The following is a 17,999-nucleotide window of genomic DNA, read 5'->3' on the forward strand; positions in this document are numbered from 1 at the left end:
GACGATGGGCGGCATGACGGAGCCATCGGCGCGGACAGCGGTGAACCTCGGCGGCCGGCCCGCCTCGACCAGCGCGCACCGGCTCGCCGAGATCGCCCAGGAGCTCTTCATCCGCCAGGGGTTCTCCGAGACCTCGGTCGACGACATCGCGGCTGTGGCCGGAATCAGTCGCCGCACGTTCTTCCGGTACTTCTCGACGAAGGCCGACGTGCTGTGGGTCGAGACCCAGAAGGAACTGGACCGGGTGCGGGAGGGCTTGGACGCGGCACCGGCGCACGAGAACTGCCGTGACGCCCTGTGCCGCGTGATCCCGGCCGCCTACCGCCTGTCGGAGTCCCAGCGGACCTGGGCACTCCAGCGTGCCGAACTGGTACTGCACGAACCCGCCGTCCAGGGGTCACTCGCCCGGCACCAGGCCGAATGGCGCGCCATGGTCACGGCCTTCGTGGCGCGGAGGGCGGGCGCCGAGGTCACGGACATGCTGCCGATGGCCGTCGGCGCGGCCGCGCTGAGCGGAAACCTGATCGCCCACGAGTACTGGACGGCCCATCCGGCCGAGGATCTGCCCACCGTGGTGACGCAGATGCTTCAACTCATGCTGCCTCGACTCGACAACATGTAGAACACCATTGCGTGCCCGGAGCCCTCGTACGGCGGAAACCTGTTTATATTATGTTTGGAACATTATTGACAGAGCCGCGAGAGAGGGTCCCGGCGTCATGACCTTCGTAATCAACCAGGGATGCTGCAAGGACAGCTCGTGCATCCCGGTCTGCCCGGTCCAGTGCATCCGGCCCCGCCCGGGCGACCCCGACTTCACGACGGCGGAGCAGCTCTACATCGATCCGGCGACCTGCATCGACTGCGGCGCCTGCATGGACGAGTGCCCGGTGAACGCGATCGACTCCGAGTTCGACCTGTCCGAGGAGTCGGCGGACTACCTGGACATCAACGCGGAGTACTTCGCGGCGAACCCGATCGCCGAGTCGCTCCCGCCCGATCTGGTCTACCGCAAACTGCCCGCGGGACGTGCCGAGTTGTCGGTCGCGATCGTCGGTTCCGGCCCGGCCGCCTGCTACGCGGCCGGTGAGCTGAGCGACATCAAGGGCGTCACGGTCAGCATGTTCGAGCGTCTACCGACCCCGTTCGGCCTCGTGCGGGCCGGGGTGGCTCCGGACCATCCCAGGACCAAGCAGATCGCGAACCGGTTCGGTTCGGTGCTGGCCCGGCCCGGCGTGCACTGCTTCTTCAACACGGAGGTGGGCCGCGACATCTCGATCGACGAGTTGCTGGAGCATCACCACGCGGTGCTGTGGGCGGGCGGCGCCGACGACGACCGCCGTCTGGGCATACCGGGTGAGGAACTGCCCGGCTGCTTCTCCGCGCGGGAGTTCGTCGCCTGGTACAACGGCCACCCCGATTTCACCGGCCACCGCTTCGACCTGACCGGCCGGCGTGCGGTGGTGCTCGGCAACGGCAATGTCGCGCTCGACGCCGCCCGGGTGCTCGCCCGGCCGGTCGGCGCGCTGGAGCCGACCGACATCGCCCCGCACGCCGTCGAACTGCTCGGCGCCAGCCGCATCGAGGACGTCGTGGTCGCCGCACGGCGAGGCCCCGAGCACGCCGCCTACAGCACGGGTGAACTGCTGGCGCTCGACAGCACCGAGGGGGTCGCGCTGCGCGCGGTTCCCGGGGAGGCCGACAGCCTCGCCGGACGGACCGACCGTCAGGCCGCGGTCGTCCAAGCCGCGGTCGTGCGGGCCGCGGGCCGCGAATCCGGCGGAGCGGACGGCGGCGAACGCACGATCACCTTGCGGTACGGGCTCACGCCGGTGTCGGTGAACGGTGACGGCGCGGTGGAGTCGGTGACGTTCCGCCGCGCCGACGGAAGCACGGAGACGATCGAGACGTCGTTCGTGCTGCGTGCCGTGGGATACCGCGGACGCTCCGTGGCCGGGCTGCCGTTCGACGACGTGACGGGTACGCTGCCGCACCGCAGCGGCGCCGTGTACGACCCCGAGAGCGGTATGCCGGTGGTCGGCGTCTACTGCGCGGGCTGGATCAAGCGCGGCGCCAACGGCATGATCGGGAGCAACAGGACGGACTCCGCGGAGACCGTGGAGGCCCTCCTCGACGACCTTGCCGGGGGTCGCCTGACCGACCCGGTCCATGACGTCGAGCATCTCGCGCAGCTGGTGTCCGAACGCAATCCGGACGTGGTCGACAAGCACGCCTGGACACGTATCGACCAGGCGGAGCGACGTCTCGGCCGGGAGGCCGGGCGCGCCCGCGTCAAGCTGGTGAGTGTGGCAGAACTCCTCGCCGCCTCGCGGGTGACGTCATGACGGCCCGCGTCATCGCGGTCGTGGGCGCGGGCCTCGCCGGGCTCCGTACGGCGGAGGCGGTGCGCCGGGCCGGCTGGACCGAGCGGATCGTCGTGGTCGGCGACGAGCCGCGCATGCCCTACAACCGTCCGCCGCTGTCGAAGAAGATCCTCCTCGACGGGACCGGCTCGCACGACCAGGTCGCTCTGCGGCTGCGGCCGTCGGAGCACGAGACCGAATGGCGGCTGGGAAACCGCGTCGTGCGCAGTGACCTCGATGCCCGGACCCTGTGGCTGGCGGACGGGTCGTCGCTGGTCTACGACGGTCTGGTGGCCGCGTCCGGTGTCACCGCGAGGAGGCTGCCCGAGGCCGTCGGCGGCGTGCGGCGCGTCCTGCGCACGGTGGACGACGCGGTCGCCCTCACCACCGCCCTCACGGCGGGAACGAGAGTGGTCGTGATCGGAGCCGGTTTCATCGGCTGCGAGGTCGCGTCGGCCGCCGTCGCACGCGGCTGCGAGGTATCCGTCGTCGCGCTCGACGCGGCTCCGATGACCGTGCCGCTGGGACCGATGGTCGGCGCCGAGCTGGGCCGCAGACACGCCGGGGCGGGCGTGCGCTTCCATCTCGGGCAGGGAGTCACGAGCGTGGGCGAGGACCTCGTCGTCCTCACCGACGGCACACGGCTCGGGGCCGACCTGGTCGTGGAGGCCATCGGCTCCCGGCCGAACACGCAATGGCTGGCGGACAACGGCCTCGATCTCGCGGACGGGGTCGTGTGCGACGCCCGGCTGCGCATGGGAGGCACACCCGCCGCGGTCGCCGTCGGTGACGTCGCCCGGTTCCCGAACGCCCACTTCGACGACGTACCCCGGCGTGTCGAGCACTGGCAGATCGCGGCGGACACGGCCCTGCACGCGGCCAGGACACTGGTCGCCGACCTCGACGCGGGCGAACCGCCCGCCGCGTTCGGCACGGTGCCCGCCTTCTGGTCGGATCAGGGCGTCGTCAGCATCCGGTCCTTCGGCATGCCGGGACTGGCCGACACGAGTGCCGTGCTGGAGGGCGATCTGACGGGCGAGGCCGCGATCGGGTACAGCCGGGACGGCGCTCTCGTCGGGGTGGTGCTGCTCGGGCTCGCCAAACAGGCGGGAGCCCACCTCCGTCGTCTCACCGCGGAACTGGAGACGGCGAGGGCGGGCTCCCGCACCTGACCGCCGGTCAGTCCTCCAGCAGGACCACTCCGCGCAGGTTCTTTCCGGAATGCAGGTCGGCGTACCCCTGGTTGATGTCGTCCAGGGTGTACGTCGACGTGATCAGCTCGTCCAGCTTCAGATGCTTGTTGCGGTACAGGTCGACCAGCAGCGGAACGTCCCGGTAGACGTTCACACCGCCGTAGACGTTCCCGCGCAGGGTCTTCTGCGTGAGCGTGAACTGGAAGAGGGACAGGTCCAGCGAGGTCGAGGCCGCCGGCGTCACCGAGGTGATCACCACGATGCCGCCGGGGCCCACCAGATCGACGGTCTCGGCGAGCAGTCCGCCGCTGCTCACGCCGACCGAGAGGATCGCCACGTCGGCGAGGCGGCCGGGGGTCAGCTCCGTGAGCAGCTCGGTGGCCTCGGCGATGGAGGCGACGGCGTGGGTGGCTCCGAAGGTCTTCGCCTGCTCGCGCTTGAACTCGACCGGGTCCACGACGACGATCAGGTTCGCGCCCGCGTTCCTGGCGCCCTGGACCGAGTTGACGCCGACGCCGCCGCTGCCGACGACCACCACGTTGTCCCCGGGACCGACCTCGCCGAGGTAGACCGCCGCGCCCCAGCCGGTGGTCACGGCGCAGCCCAGCAACGACGCCGCGGCGAAGGGGACGTCCTTGTCTATCTTGATGGCGCAGCGTTCGGAGACGACGGTGCGGTCCGCGAACGTGCCGAGGTCACCGGTCGCCGCGACCGACTGTCCGCGTGCCGAGAACGGCGTCTGCTGCCCGTAGCCCTGCTGTGCCGCGTTGAGGCACAGGTTCGAGCGGCCCTGCCCGCAGTTGCGGCAGTGTCCGCACGGCGGGTTGAAGATCAGCACGACGTGGTCGCCGGGCGCGACCCTGGTGACGCCGGGGCCGACGGCCTCGACGATCCCGGCCCCCTCGTGACCGCCCACGAGGGGCAGCGGCACCGGCATGTCGCCGGTCACCGCGTGGTCGTCGGAATGGCAGAGCCCGGTGGCCTTCACCTTCACCAGGATCTGGCCCGGGCCCGGGTCCGCGAGCTCGACCGGCTCGACGGTCCACTCCCCTCGGGTCTCCCACAGGATGGCGGCTCGGTTGCTCATGATGTGCCTCTCGTGAGTGAGGTGCGGTCGGCCATTGCCCCCGCTACTCATGCTGTCTATTATGCTGGAAGTCGAATGTAAACATAAGTAGCAGCATGAGAGCGCGACGACCGGCCGACTCCGGAACGCATGTGGTGTGTGAAGAACGGGGCGCGTGTTCCCGCCCGAGCAGCGTCGAAGAAAGGGGTAGCCCATGACGTCCATGGCCGAGCGTGCCGAGGAATCCGGCCTCCCGGTCCACCGCCTGGACCTGGAGAACGACGAGCGGTTCGCGGAGGATCCGTTCGCGGTGTGGGACGAGGCCACCGACACGGCGCCGCTGTTCTACAGCCCGGCGGGCCGCGGCTTCTTCGTCGCCGCGGACTACGACACGGTCAAGACCGTGCTGCAGAACCCCCGTATGTGGTCCAACCTGCCGAGCCCGATCACGTACACCAAGGAGGAGGTCGTGATCGACGTGCCGCCGATCACGATGGATCCGCCGCAGCACACCGCCTACCGGCGGGCCCTGATCCCGCTGTTCAGCCCGAACGTGGTGGCCACGCTGGAGCCGCGCGTGCGGGAGCTGAGCCATGAGCTGTGCGACAGCATCGAGGCCGCGGGTTCCTGCGACTTCGCGAAGGACTTCGCGAGCAAGCTGCCGGCGAGGTTCTTCCTGGAGTGGCTCGGGGTGACCGAGGGCGACGCGGACCGGATGTTCAAACTGGCCCAGGCCGCGGCCTTCGACTTCCCGACGCAGGAGGAGCGCAACGCGATCGAGGAGGAGATCAACGCGATCGTCGGTGACGTCATGAAGGCCCGCAGGCAGGAGCCGCGGGACGACCTGGCCACCGCGTTCACCCAGATCCGTATCGACGGCGAGCCGGTCGAGGAGAAGCTCCTGGTCGGCATGGCGACCCTGGCGTTCATCGCCGGACAGGAGACCACGTCGACCCAGCTGTCGTACATCGCCTGGCACCTGGCGCGGCACCCCGCCGACCGGCAGCTGCTGGTGGACGACCCCGATGTCATCCCGGACGCCATCGAGGAACTGATGCGCGTGTACAACACCGGAGGACCCGCCGGCCGGGTCGCGGCGCAGGACGGCGAACTCGCGGGCTGCCCCGTCAAGAAGGGTGACCGGATCTTCATCGCCCGGTCCGGCGCGGACCGTGAGCTGGACCGCGAGGTGCACCTGCTGCGCACGCCCAACCGGCACAGCGCCTTCGGGCTGGGCGTGCACCGCTGCCTCGGCTCCCATGTCGCCCGTATGGAGATGCGCGTCGGCCTTGAGGTGTGGCACGAGCGCTTCCCGCGGTACGAGCTGCCGACCGATTTCGTCGCCCGGCACCGCTACGGCAGCTTCATGCAGCAGCTGACCAGGCTGCCGCTCGAACTGAACCCCGCCTGACGGGCGCACGGCCCGCCCGGCGAAACCACCACGACGCGAGGAGCACGCAACCATGACCTCTCTTTCCGGGAAGGAAGCCACCGGTCTGAGGTTCCGGATCGACACCGACCTCTGCGCGGGACACGGCCGGTGCTACGCGCTGGGCCCCGAGTACTTCGAGTCCGACGACATCGGTTACGCCAAGGTGCTCGACCGGGTCGAACCGGCGGACCGGCGCGACGGCATGGAGGACATCGCGATGGCCTGCCCGGAGGGCGCCATCCTGATCGAGGAGACCTCAGGGAGCTGAGGTCCGTACACGCTGACCCTGCCCCCACGGACCGGGCGGGGCCCGCCGGGGAGGACACCCCCGGCGGGCCCCGCCCGGTCCGCGTCCGTTCAGATCACGCCTTCCCAGGCTTCGAGCCGGAACGCGCCGGGATTCTCCACCGTCCCCGCGCGCGAACCGAGTTGGCGCACCTTGCGCCGCTCCCCGTAGACCTCCCAGCCGGGATCGCCGCCGGCCACGAAGTCGACCCACGCCCCATGGGTACGGGTGGCAAGCTCCCGGGGCGCGTCGGGGCCGCGCAGCGCGATGCCCCACGGATCGTCCAGCGTGTCGAACACGAAGGGGATCTCCAGCGTGTGGCACGCCCCCAGCCGCCCGCCGTACGTGTCCGGCCGCCACGCGAACTCGTACACATGGCTCTCCGCTCCGGCGGCGCGTCGCGCCTCCACGTACCGCACGGCCGGCACGCGGCAGAACCAGTCCGACTGGATGGCGACGTACAGTTCCGCCGCGGTCGCTCCGGGCAGGCCGGCGCGGTACCGCTCGATCATCACCGCGGGGTCGACACCGAGCCTCGCGACCGTCGCCGCGAGCGTCCGCTCGTCCAGGGTGTCCGCCAGCCCGGTCGGCGCGCAGAACAGTCCGTACTCGTCGGCGTTCGTGCCGATCAGCAGCTCGACGGCGTTCGTGGCGCCGTCGCGGACCGCGTCGAGCGGATGCCGGGGCACGATCTCGCCGTCCACGACGGGCTGCATCGCGAGGCGGCGGAACCGTGCGAACCGCGGGTCCTTGCCCGTGGCGGCCCGGCCGATCACCTCGTTGGTGGCGGCGTGGAGTCTGTCCGCCGGGACTCCGGAGACGCCCCGCACGCTGTGCGGTACTCCCAGTTCGGCGCAGAGCTCCGAGGCGAACAGCCGTGCCTCCTCCGGCGTGTGGACGTGGTGGCCGTCGCCGCTCTGCGCGATCGCGCGCCGCATCAGGCCCTCGGCCCGCGGCACGGTCAGCAGGGTGAGCAGCGACATCGCGCCCGCCGACTCCCCCGCGACGGTGACCCGGGCGGGGTCCCCGCCGAGGGCGGCGATGTTGTCCCGCACCCATTCCAGCGCCGCGATCTGGTCCAGCAGTCCGCGGTTGGGCACGGTGTCCGGCAGATACAGGAAGCCCTCGGCGGCGAGTCGGTAGTTGATGGTCACGGCCACGACGCCGTCCCGTGCGAACGCCGACCCGTCGAAGACGGTGGTCGACCCGGTTCCGGTGACGAAGCCTCCGCCGTGGATCCAGACGAACACCGGCAGACTCGCCGAGGTGTCCGGGGTCCAGACATTGAGGTTGAGGCCGTTCACGCCCGGCCGCACGGGGTCGGGGAGCAGCGCGTCGATCACGGCCGAGCGCTGCGGCGGGGCCGACACCGTGGGGCCGTACGCGGTCGCGTCGGCGACGCCCGCGTGCGGCAGGGGCGGGCGGGGCGCGGCGAACCGGTGCTCGCCTGTCGGCGGTGCCGCGTAGGAGATCCCTTTGAAGGACAGCACCCCACGCTCGCGCGTGCCGCGGAAGGTGCCCTGGTCAAGTCTTGCTTCCATGGGCTTTAATTATGCTCCTAATAAATGAAGTGCGCTACTATGGCATTACTATGGGATCACAGAAGGGGCTTCCGCGTCGATGACACTGGACGACAAGCGACGGCTCGAACTGCTGACCGCGCCCGGCGGAGCCTTCCCCCTGACCGAGCGGGCGGTCGGCGGCCGGACGGTCAAGGTCTTCGACCGCGAACCGCGCACCCTGCGGGAGGCGTTCCTGGCGACCAAGCGGCACGGCTCCGCTCTCGCCATCGGATACCGGGACGAGCACTACGACTACGCAGGCCTGTGGGCGCGGACCGTGCGTCTGGCCCACGCCCTGCGGGGCGAGTTCGGCATCGCCAAGGGCGACCGGGTGGGCATCGCGATGCGCAACTACCCGGAGTTCGTGTTCGCCTTCGGCGCGACCCAACTGCTCGGCGCGGTCGCCGTGCCGTTCAACTCCTGGCTCAAGGGACCGGAGCTGGCCGACCTCGTCGGCGAGGCCAGGCCCAAGGTGCTCTTCGCCGACCAGGAACGGATCGCGCTCGCCCAGGCGTTCGGGATCACCGCGCCTGAACTGATCGGCGTACGCTGCGCCGCCCCGACGCCAGGTGTCACCGACTGCGCGAGTCTGCTCACGGACCTGTCCGCGGACCTCGACACACCGGACCTCGACCCACCGGACGCCGAGGTGCTCCCTGACGACGTGGCCACCATCCTCTTCACGTCGGGCACCACGGGCAGGCCGAAGGCGGCCGTCCACACGCACCTCAACCACTCGGCCTCCCTGCTCAACAAGCTCATCCGCGCCGTGCCGGTCACCGAGCCGGAGGGCGGCGGGCCGGTCGAGGTGTCGCCACCTCCCCGGTCGTGCAAGCTCGTCACGTTCCCGTTCTTCCACATCGCCGGCCTCAACACGCTCTACAACACCCTGTACGCCGGGCAGTCCCTGGTCCTCATGTACAAGTGGGACGCCGCCGAGGCGGTCCGGCTCGTCGAGGCCGAGAAGGTCAACGAGGTCTCCGGGCCGCCCTTCGTCGTCCAGACGTTCCTCGCCGCCGCGCGCACCACCGGCCGGGACCTCTCCTCGCTCCGCTCGCTCGGCATGGGCAGCGCCGCGGCGCCCGCGCACGTGGTCGAGGAGGTGCGCGCCGTGCTCGGCGACACGGTCGTCCCCAAGACCGGCTACGGCATGACGGAGACGACCTCCGGCGTCGTCGCGATCTCCGCCGCCGACTTCGCCCGCCGGCCCACGAGCGTCGGCAGGCCGCTGCCCACCGCGGAGGTCGCGATCATGGGCCCGGACGGCCGACTGCTCGACTCCGGCGCCGAGGGCGAGGTCGTGGTCCGCGGCCCGCAGGTGATCCAGGGCTACGAAGGCACCGGGACCGGCGCCGGCCCTCTGGACGACAGCTTCCGCGACGGCTGGTTCCGCACCGGCGACCTCGGCAGGATCGACGCCGAAGGCTTCGTGTACCTCGTCGGCCGGATCAAGGACATCGTCATCCGCGGCGGGGAGAACATCAACTGCTCCGAGGTCGAGGTCGCGCTCGAAACCCACCCCGAGGTGCGCGAGGCGGCCGCGCTCGGCGCGCCGCACCCGTTGCTGGGCGAGGAGCTCGTGGCGATCGTGCACGCGCCGCAGGACAGCGCGGTGACCCCGGAGGACCTGCGCGCCCACCTCGCCGAGCGGCTCGCGGCGTTCAAGGTGCCCGCCCGCGTCGCGATCGTCCACCGGCCGCTCCCCCGCACCGCCAGCGGAAAGATCGTCAAGCGTGAGCTGGCCGGTGCGCTGGACCTCGGCCGGCTGCTCGACCCCACCCCCGCCTCCTGACACCCCTTCACGTACGCATTCGAGATTTCCGGAGGACAAGCATGGCCGTCCGCACCCCCGACTTCGACGTCATCGTCATCGGCGCCGGGATCTCCGGCATGTACCAGCTCCATCTGCTGCGCGAGGCCGGCCTGAAGGTGCGCGTCCTCGAAGCGGGCGGCGACGTCGGCGGGACCTGGTACTGGAACCGCTATCCGGGCGCGCGCCTGGACTCCGAGAGCTACAGCTACCAGTACGCCTTCACGAAGGACCTGCTCGGCGAGTGGGACTGGTCGGAGCACTTCGCGGCCCAGCCCGAGCTGGAGAAGTACTACCGGACCGTCGCCGACCGCTACGACCTGCGCAAGGACATCCGGTTCGACACGCGCGTCACGGCGATGGACTTCGACGAGGACACCGACGACTGGACGGTCACGACCGGGACGGGCGAGCGGCTCACCGCGCATGTCGTCATCACCGCGACCGGCGTGCTCTCGGCCCCCATCTACCCCCGCATACCGGGGATCGAGCGCTTCGGCGGCGAGGTCCGCCACACCGCGCAGTGGCCACGCGAAGACGTCACCTTCGAGGGCAAGCGGGTCGCGGTGATCGGGACGGGCTCGACGGGTGTCCAGGTCATCACGGAGATCGCGAAGACCGCCGGGCATCTGACGGTGTTCCAGCGCACCGCGAACTGGGCCGTGCCGCTGAACAACGCGCCGCTCTCGACCGAGGAGATGGCCGAGATCCGCGCCGGCTACCCCGACATGTTCGACCGTCTGCAGAAGACCTTCAGCGGCTTCCTGCACGACTGGGACCCCCGGCCCACCACCGATTACGACGGGGCCGGCCTGCGCGACCGTTTCGAGGCCGCGTACAGCGGTCACGGCTTCTCCAAGTGGATCGGGCTGCCGGCCGACATCGCCACCGACATCACGGCCAACGAGAAGTGGTCCGGCTTCCTCGCCGACAAGATCCGGGAGCGCGTCGACGACCCCCGGACCGCCGAACTGCTGATCCCCGACGACCACTACTTCGGCACCAAGCGCGTGCCCTGCGAGAGCGGCTACTACGAGTCCTACAACCGGGACAACGTCGAGCTGGTCCCGGTCAGGGAGAACCCGATCGAGGAGATCACGGAGACGGGCATCCGCACGTCCCAGGGCGAGCTCCCCTTCGACATGATCGTCTTCGCCACCGGCTTCGAGGCCTTCACCGGCGCCCTCAAACGCATCGACATCACGGGCGTCGGCGGCAGGACACTCCGGAAGGCGTGGGAGGACGGGCCGGTGACCTACCTCGGCGTCCAGGTCTCGGGATTCCCCAACCTCTTCATCATGGGCGGGCCGCACGGCAAGGGCGGTCACGGCAACGGTCCCCGGTGCGCCGAGCGGGTGCTGGAGTGGATGGCCGAGTTCGCCGAGCACATCGTCACCGAGGACATCCGCCGCGTCGAGGCGACCCCGGAGGCGGAGCGCGAGTGGTCCGAGGAGGTCCAGCGGCGCGCGTCGGGCGGGCTGCTGGCACAGACGAAGTCCATCTACTTCGGGGACAACCTGGAGGACGAGGACGAGGACGGCGACGGGGGCAGGCCGCGCAAGCGCGTGTACCTCGCGTACATCGGGGCGCTGTCCGAGTACGTCGAGCGGCTGCGGACGCTGGCGAGGACGGGCTACCCGGGGTTCCGCATCTCCAAGTAGCGGCAGACCGTGTGAAGGGGCGGCGGTGGATTCATCCACCGCCGCCCCTTCACATGTCACACGTCACGTGCCGCCTGTCGGCGGGTGAACCCCGTCAGCGGGAGAACACGATCCCCTCGTACGCCGCGTCACGGACCCGGTCCAGCTCGGACCGGTACCGCGGCAACCCTCCCGCGTACAGCAGGAACGTCCTCTTGCGGCCCGGCACGTTCGTGCCCCAGGCCCAGCCGCTCGCCGACTCCTGCAGGGTGCCCTTGATGGTCGAGTATGCCAGGTCCGACCACGCGTCCTCGGCCTCCGCGGTCGCCTCCGCGCGGGTGATCCCCTGCTGCCGCTGGTGGTCGAGGCAGTCCGTCACCCAGTCCGCCTGGACCTCCGCGTACCGGGGGATGTTGCCCGTGGTGCTCTGCGGGCCGCCGACCATGAACAGGTTGGGGAATCCGGCCGTCTGGATGCCCAGGTACGTCCGGGGCCCGCCCGCCCAGTGCTCGCGCAGCGGGAGACCGCCGGCGCCGCGGATGTCGATCCGGTTGAAGGAGCCGGTGACGGCCTCGAAGCCGGTCGCGAGCACGATCATGTCGACCTCGTAGTGGCCCCGCGAGGTCCTGATCCCGGTCTCGGTGATCCGCTCGACGGGTTCCTCGGAGGTCGCCACGAGCTGGACGTTGTCCTGGTTGAAGGCCTCGTAGTAGTCGATCTCCAGAGGTGGTCGCTTCTGTCCGAACCCGTGGTCCTTGGGGATGAGCCGTTCCGCGGTCTCGGGGTCCTTCACCCGCTGGCGGATCTTGTCCGCCAGGAACTGGTTCAGGAGAGCGTTGGCCTCCGCGCTGCGCGTGACGTCCTGGAAGTTGGCGTGCACCATCGACATGCCCGGTGCCTCGTACAGCTCCTCGAACACCGCGAGGCGTTCCTGCGGGCTCACGTCCACCGCGCGCTCGGCGCGGGCCTGGTACTGGGTGCCACCGGGTGAGGCCAGGAGCCGTGCGTGCAGTTCGGCCGCGCGCAGCCGCAGTTCCTCCGCCTTCTCGGGTGAGATCTTCGTGTTGTTCAGCGGGGTGCACCAGTTCGGCGTGCGCTGGAAGACGGTCATCGACCGCACCGCGGGGGCGACCGTCTGCACGATCTGCACACCGCTGGAGCCGGTGCCGACGACGGCGACCCGCTTGTCCGTGAAGTCCACCTCGGAGTGCGGCCACAGCGCCGTGTGGTGGATCTCGCCGCGGAAGTCCTCGCGGCCGGGGAAGGGCGGATATATCGGTGCCGACAGGATGCCGACCGCGGTGACGACATAGGTGGAACGAAGCTCCGTGCCGTCCTCGGTGGTCGTCGTCCAGGTGCCGGTGGCGTCGTCGAAGACCATCGACTTCACCCGGGTGTCCAGCTGGATGTCCTCGCGTAGGCCGAGCCGGTCGACGACGAAGTTCAGATAGCGCTCGGTCTCCGGCTGTGACGCGTACTCCTCCGACCATGTCCACTCGTCGAGCAGTTCCCGCGAGAAGAAGTAGCCGTAGCTGTAGCTCTCCAGGTCGAACCGGCAACCGGGGTAGGCGTTCCAGTACCAGGTGCCGCCGACTCCCCCGCCCGCCTCCAGGAGCTTCACCCGCAGGCCCAGTCGGCGCAGCCGGTGGAGCTGGTAGATCCCGGAGATCCCGGCGCCGACGATCACGGCGTCGTGGTCGATGCCGGTCTTGGGGTCGTTCTGTGTCATTTCCCTGTCTTTCTGCGTCGCGGGTTCGGGCCGGGTCACGGTCGGGAGCCAGGGGCGGCGCCGCGCACGCGGTCGGCTCGGACGATGTCCGCGGCGATCCAGGCCAGCGCCATCGTGGGCGCGTTGTTGTTGCCCGAGGGCTGCTGGGGGAAGACCGACGCGTCCACCACCCGCAGACCGGTCGTGCCGCGCAGCCGGAGCCGGTCGTCGACCACGTCGTGCTCGTCGGGGCCCATCGCGCAGGTGCCGAGGGTGTGGTAGCCGGCGTTGCCCTTGTTCAGCGCGTGGTCGAGGATCTGCTCGTCGGTCGAGATACCGGGCCCTGGTTCGAGCTCCGCCACGACGTGGTCGGCGAACGGCGGTGTCGCGAGGATCTCGCGGGCCTTGCGGACGACCTTGAGCAGCAGCCTGCGGTCGTGCTCGGTGCTCAGGAAGTTCGGTACGAGTTCCGGCGCGTCCGTCACCGAGGGGCCGGTGATGTGGATGTGCCCTCGACTCGTCGGGTGCAGGGGGAAGGTCACGAACCGCGCGCCCGGGTGCTTGTCCACGACCAGGCGGCCGGTCATCGGGTTGGCCGTGGACGTGGAGATCGGGGTGAAGAAGCTCTGGGTGTCGGGGCGCCAGGACGCCGGGTCGGAGGCGTAGATCCCGGAGACGGCGAAACCGCCGTGGGCGATCAGGCCGTCGCGGGTGAACAGGTACTTGAAGCCGGTCCACATCTGCCGCGAGAAGCTGGAGGCCAGGTGGTTGTAGCCGCGGACCCCGTCCAGCCTCAGCTGGAACAGGACGCCCCGGTGTTCCCTGAGGTTCTCCCCCACCCCCGGACTGGCGACGAGCAGCGGCACCCCCGCCGCCTCCAGGACGTCCGGATCGCCGACTCCCGAGCGCTCCAGGAGCAGCGGTGAGTCGAAGGCGCCGCCGCACAGCAGTACTTCTAGGCGGGCGCGGAAGGTGACCGCCTTGCCGTCGCGGCGGGCCCGCACCCCGATGGCGCGGGTTCCCTCGAAGAGAACGCGCTCGGCCTCGGTGTTCGGCACGACCGTGAGATTGCGGCGGCGTCGGGCCCGGCGCAGGAACGCCCGTGAGGCGCTCATCCGCAGTCCGTTCCGGGTGTTCGACGCGACGTAGGACACCCGGTTGTTGTCGCTGCCGTTCATGTCGTCCTCGAACGCGATGCCGTGCCGGTCCATCGCCTGGATCAGCTGCTCGCAGACCGGCTCGGAGGGGCCGGCTATCTCGATCGGCACGGGGCCCTTGTCGCCGCGGAAGTAGGTGCCTCCCAGCGAGTGCGCCTCGATCCCGCGGTACGCCTCAAGGAACCGCTGCCAGTTCCATCCCTTGTTGCCGGCCTCCTCCCACTGGTCGTAGTCGGGGGCCCAACCGCGGTTCCACACCATTCCGTTGATCGTGGTGGAGCCGCCGACGACCCGTCCGCGGTGCCAGACCTCGTGGGACCCGTCCGGGTAGGGCTCGGTCACGAAGTCCTTGGCGTATCTGGCGTCGGCGACCGTGTAGTAGAACCCCTTGGGCACCAGGTGGATCGGCGCACGGTCCGGGCCGCCCGCCTCGATCAACAGCACCGACACGTCCCGGTCGGCGCTCAGCCTCGCGGCGAGTACGGACCCCGCGGCGCCCGATCCGACGATGACGTAGTCGTAGGTACCGCTGCTCATGTCTGCCATGGCATCTCGCTTCTTTCCGCGCCCGACTCCCAATAATGGTGGAGCATAATTAGAAAACTACATGACTCATTCGGTCCCCGGCGACAGAGGCGGTGGAGGAGGGACTTCGCGGACACGGCTACGGCGTCGGGGAGTCCACGTTGAAGAGGGCCATGTTGCCGCCGTCGACGGCCAGTGACTCGCCCGTGATCTGGCGCGACAGCGGGGACAGGAAGAACAGCAGCGCGGCCGCGACATCGGCCGGGTAGGTGAGCCGTCCGGTGGGCGTCTTCGCGATGTTCGCGTCCAGCAGTTCCCGCGTCCACTTGGGGTTGGCCTGTGCGCGCGGGGTGCGCACCACGCCGGGCGCGACGGCGTTCACGCGGATGCCGAGCGGTCCCAGCTCGACGGCGGCGGTGCGCACCAGCGACATCAGCGCGGCCTTCATCGCCCCGTAGGCCGCCAGCTTCGGTGAGCTCTGCTTGCCCGCGACCGACGCCACGAAGGCCACCGAGCCGCCCGTCCCGGTCCGCCGCCAGTACCGCGTGGCGTACTCCAGGGCCAGGTAGGCGTGCTTGAGCACGACGTCGAGATGCCACTGCCAGTCGTCGTCGGTCAGTTCGGTGAGCGGCTTGTAGCGCGCCAGGCCGACGATGTCCACGACCCCGTCGAGTCTGCCCAGTTCCCGGCCGACATGGTCGAACAGCTCGGCCATCGAGTCCCGTTCGGTCAGTTCGCCGACCCACGGCACGCCGCCGACCTCCTTGGCCACCTCGTCCGCCCGGTCCTGTTCACGGTCGACGCACACGACCTTCGCGCCGTACGCGGCGAGTGCGTGCGCGCTCTGATGGCCGATCCCCTGACCGGCGCCCAGGACGACATGGACCTGGCCGTCCAGCCGCATCAGGGACGCGTAGTCGGGGACGATGTTCGCGTCGGGCTCGACAGGCATGTGACGCCTTCCTATTTGACTGCGATCGGGTTGAGGGGGGAGCCGACGGCACCGGTGATCCGCAGCGGGGGCGCGGAGAGGAAGAACTCGTACACGCCGTCGGCCGCGCAGGCCAGCGCGAGCGCGTCGAGATCCCAGATCTCACCGATGAGCACGCCGGCGTTGACGAGCATCACGACATGCATGCCGAAGGGCACGTCGGGCAGTGACTCGCACGGGACGACTTCGAGTCCCCAGGTGTCCGAGGCGACGGCCGCCACCTTGCGCGGCAGCAGGTAGTCGCAGGCGCTCAGTCCGAGGCCGGGCGCGGGTCCCGCCGCGTAGTCGCCCCAGAACTCCTCCTGGCGACGGCGCTCCATGTGCCCGGTGCGCACCAGGACGATGTCGCCCTCGCCGATCACCACGCCCTGATGCTCGGCGCACGCGGCGAGGTCGTCGTCCTGGACGGCCTGTTCCGGTTCGAGCCAGTCCACGCCGTAGAAGCGCGGGAAGTCGAGGAGGACGCCACGGCCGGTGGTCGTCTCGCGGACCTCGGTGATGCTGTTGTGCGCGGCTCCCGCGCCGGTCACCGACTCGGGGCCGTGACCGTTGTAGGTGACGCCGTCGAAGAAGACGTGGCAGAAGGCGTCCCACTGCGTGGCCGCCTGAAGCGGCATGTAGACACCGTCGTCGGTCGAGCGCATCCCGTGCCGGGCGTTCTCCCAGTCCGCGAGCATGTCACCGCCGTGCCGGAACATGATGTGCTGCGGGTTGACCCGGGGACTGCCCGGACGTCCATGGTTGGGCCCAGCACGGTCGAAGGGTGTGGCGAGCGAGAACACCTGCCCGGTACGCACAAGGCCCGCGGCCTCGCGCACCTTGTCCCTGCTGACGTAGTTCGTCGAACCCCGCTCGTCGTCCGGTCCCCACCTGCCCCAGGTGCGGTGGCGCTCCGCCATCGCGAGGACATCGGCTCTCGTGTACTCGCGGCGGGGTGAGACGGCTCTGCGGGCGGCGATGACGGCCTCCTCAATACTGTTCGCGAGTATCTAATAATGTTCCAACATGTTAGCATCAGCTTTGTGACCACGACAGCCCCCTCCATCGCCCCCGACGCCGCCATGATCGAGAAGGTGGCCCGCGACGTCGTCACCGCGCACCCGCCACGCGACGTCCCGCTCACCGAACTCATGGGTGCCTGGTACGACGCCGGACTCACCTGGGTGCACTTCCCCGAAGGCCTCGGCGGGCTTCGGGCGCCGCGCAGTCTGCAGCCCGTGGCCAACCGGGTCATGCGCGAGGCGGGCGGCCCCGAACCCCGTACCGTGAACACCATTGGGTACGGGATCGTCGCCGGCACGATCCGCCGCTACGCGAGCCCGGAGCAGGCCTCCCGACTACTGCGGCCACTGGCCACGGGCGAGGAGAAGTGGTGCCAGCTCTTCAGCGAGCCCAGCGCCGGCTCCGACCTCGCGGGGCTCGCCACCCGGGCGGTCCAGGAGACCGGAGACGCCGTGACGCCGGGTGGGGGCGACTGGATCGTCAACGGCCAGAAGGTGTGGACCAGCCTGGCGCACACCTCCCGCTGGGCCGTGCTCCTCGCGCGGACCGACCCGGACGTCCCCAAGCACAAGGGCCTGACCTACTTCATCCTCGACATGACCACCCCCGGTGTGGAGGTCCGCCCCCTGCGGCAGCTCACCGGGCGGGCCCAGTTCAACGAGGTCTTCCTCGACAACGTCCGCATCCCCGACGCCCAGCGCTTCGGCGCGGTCGGCGAGGGCTGGATCGTCGCCAACAGCACCCTGGGCGACGAGCGCACCTCCCTGGGCGACCGGGTGCCGGCGCGCGGCAGCGGCGTGATCGCCGACGCGCTCGCACTGTGGCAGGCCCATCCCGAACGTCACACCCCGGTCCTGCGGGAGCGGCTCACCCGGCTGTGGATCCGCGCCGAGACGCACCGGCTGACCTCCGACCGCACCCGGGTGGCGGCGGCCACGCAGGCCACCGCAGGGCCGGGCAGCGCCGTCACCAAACTGGTCGGCTCCGAACTGACCCAGCACGTCTACGAGTTCTGCATGGAGCTGCTGGGCCCGGCGGGCACGCTGATCGACACCTACTCCCCCGACGCCCCCGACGACGAGTCGGGACCCACCGCGATCCAGCGGAAGTACCTCCGCTCACGGGCCACCACGCTCGAAGGCGGCACGTCCGAGATCCAGCGCAACGTCATCGGGGAACGTGTGCTGAAGCTCCCGCAGGAACCGCGTGCCGACAAGAAGATCCCGTGGCGCGACGTCCCGCGCTGACACCGACGCCCACCCGC

Annotated in this window: 14 protein-coding genes; 8 read left to right on the plus strand and 6 right to left on the minus strand. The window is 70.2% G+C overall.

The window, feature by feature from the left end:
* Window positions 1–13: 13 nt before the first annotated feature.
* The 3 genes from J8N05_RS21525 to J8N05_RS21535 all read left to right on the plus strand — a co-directional run bounded on the left by J8N05_RS21525 (window position 14) and on the right by J8N05_RS21535 (window position 3,535).
* Complete coding sequence (locus J8N05_RS21525) at window positions 14–622, plus strand: acyl-CoA-like ligand-binding transcription factor (protein WP_210885022.1); 609 nt, start codon at window positions 14–16, stop codon at window positions 620–622.
* Window positions 623–719: 97 nt separating this feature from the next.
* On the plus strand, window positions 720–2,345 hold the full coding sequence (locus J8N05_RS21530; protein ID WP_210885023.1) for an FAD-dependent oxidoreductase: 1,626 nt from the start codon (window positions 720–722) through the stop codon (window positions 2,343–2,345).
* Window positions 2,342–3,535, plus strand: coding sequence for an NAD(P)/FAD-dependent oxidoreductase (locus tag J8N05_RS21535; RefSeq protein WP_210885024.1), 1,194 nt, complete (start codon window positions 2,342–2,344; stop codon window positions 3,533–3,535). The genes J8N05_RS21530 and J8N05_RS21535 overlap by 4 nt, the downstream gene beginning before the upstream one ends.
* Window positions 3,536–3,542: 7 nt before the next feature.
* Here J8N05_RS21535 and J8N05_RS21540 read toward each other — a convergent pair whose 3' ends face one another.
* The gene (locus J8N05_RS21540; RefSeq protein WP_210885025.1) at window positions 3,543–4,643 is read right to left on the minus strand and encodes a Zn-dependent alcohol dehydrogenase; all 1,101 of its coding nucleotides are present in this window, start codon (window positions 4,641–4,643) and stop codon (window positions 3,543–3,545) included.
* A gap of 193 nt (window positions 4,644–4,836) precedes the next feature.
* Here J8N05_RS21540 and J8N05_RS21545 point away from each other — a divergent pair, with 193 nt between their 5' ends.
* Both J8N05_RS21545 and J8N05_RS21550 read left to right on the plus strand, forming a co-directional pair.
* Window positions 4,837–6,033 carry a cytochrome P450 gene (locus J8N05_RS21545; protein WP_210885026.1) on the plus strand — a complete coding sequence of 399 codons (1,197 nt, stop codon included), beginning with the start codon at window positions 4,837–4,839 and terminating at the stop codon, window positions 6,031–6,033.
* Between the two features lie 52 nt (window positions 6,034–6,085).
* Window positions 6,086–6,322, plus strand: a complete 237-nt coding sequence (locus tag J8N05_RS21550) for a ferredoxin (protein ID WP_210885027.1) — start codon at window positions 6,086–6,088, stop codon at window positions 6,320–6,322.
* Window positions 6,323–6,411: 89 nt separating this feature from the next.
* On the opposite strand, the gene J8N05_RS21555 is transcribed toward J8N05_RS21550, so the two are convergent.
* The gene (locus tag J8N05_RS21555; protein ID WP_210885029.1) at window positions 6,412–7,881 is read right to left on the minus strand and encodes a carboxylesterase/lipase family protein; all 1,470 of its coding nucleotides are present in this window, start codon (window positions 7,879–7,881) and stop codon (window positions 6,412–6,414) included.
* 79 nt (window positions 7,882–7,960) lie between these two features.
* Between J8N05_RS21555 and J8N05_RS21560 the strand changes: the two genes are divergently transcribed.
* A complete protein-coding gene (locus tag J8N05_RS21560; RefSeq protein ID WP_210885031.1) occupies window positions 7,961–9,694 on the plus strand; it encodes a class I adenylate-forming enzyme family protein in 1,734 nt (577 codons plus the stop codon).
* Window positions 9,695–9,735: 41 nt separating this feature from the next.
* Window positions 9,736–11,373, plus strand: a complete 1,638-nt coding sequence (locus J8N05_RS21565) for a flavin-containing monooxygenase (RefSeq protein WP_210885032.1) — start codon at window positions 9,736–9,738, stop codon at window positions 11,371–11,373.
* Window positions 11,374–11,467: 94 nt separating this feature from the next.
* Here J8N05_RS21565 and J8N05_RS21570 read toward each other — a convergent pair whose 3' ends face one another.
* From J8N05_RS21570 to J8N05_RS21585, 4 genes are all read right to left on the minus strand, one after another.
* Entirely contained in the window at window positions 11,468–13,081 is a 1,614-nt protein-coding gene (locus J8N05_RS21570; protein WP_210885034.1) for a flavin-containing monooxygenase, read from the minus strand.
* A gap of 35 nt (window positions 13,082–13,116) precedes the next feature.
* Window positions 13,117–14,754 carry a GMC family oxidoreductase gene (locus J8N05_RS21575; RefSeq protein ID WP_210885036.1) on the minus strand — a complete coding sequence of 546 codons (1,638 nt, stop codon included), beginning with the start codon at window positions 14,752–14,754 and terminating at the stop codon, window positions 13,117–13,119.
* A gap of 127 nt (window positions 14,755–14,881) precedes the next feature.
* Window positions 14,882–15,694, minus strand: a complete 813-nt coding sequence (locus J8N05_RS21580) for an SDR family NAD(P)-dependent oxidoreductase (RefSeq protein ID WP_210885038.1) — start codon at window positions 15,692–15,694, stop codon at window positions 14,882–14,884.
* An 11-nt stretch (window positions 15,695–15,705) separates the two neighbouring features.
* The gene (locus J8N05_RS21585) at window positions 15,706–16,632 is read right to left on the minus strand and encodes a cyclase family protein (RefSeq protein ID WP_210885039.1); all 927 of its coding nucleotides are present in this window, start codon (window positions 16,630–16,632) and stop codon (window positions 15,706–15,708) included.
* 123 nt (window positions 16,633–16,755) lie between these two features.
* Here J8N05_RS21585 and J8N05_RS21590 point away from each other — a divergent pair, with 123 nt between their 5' ends.
* On the plus strand, window positions 16,756–17,982 hold the full coding sequence (locus J8N05_RS21590; protein WP_247706387.1) for an acyl-CoA dehydrogenase family protein: 1,227 nt from the start codon (window positions 16,756–16,758) through the stop codon (window positions 17,980–17,982).
* The last annotated feature ends 17 nt before the right edge of the window (window positions 17,983–17,999 follow it).

Source organism: Streptomyces liliiviolaceus (genome assembly GCF_018070025.1).
GTDB classification, from domain to species: domain Bacteria; phylum Actinomycetota; class Actinomycetes; order Streptomycetales; family Streptomycetaceae; genus Streptomyces; species Streptomyces liliiviolaceus.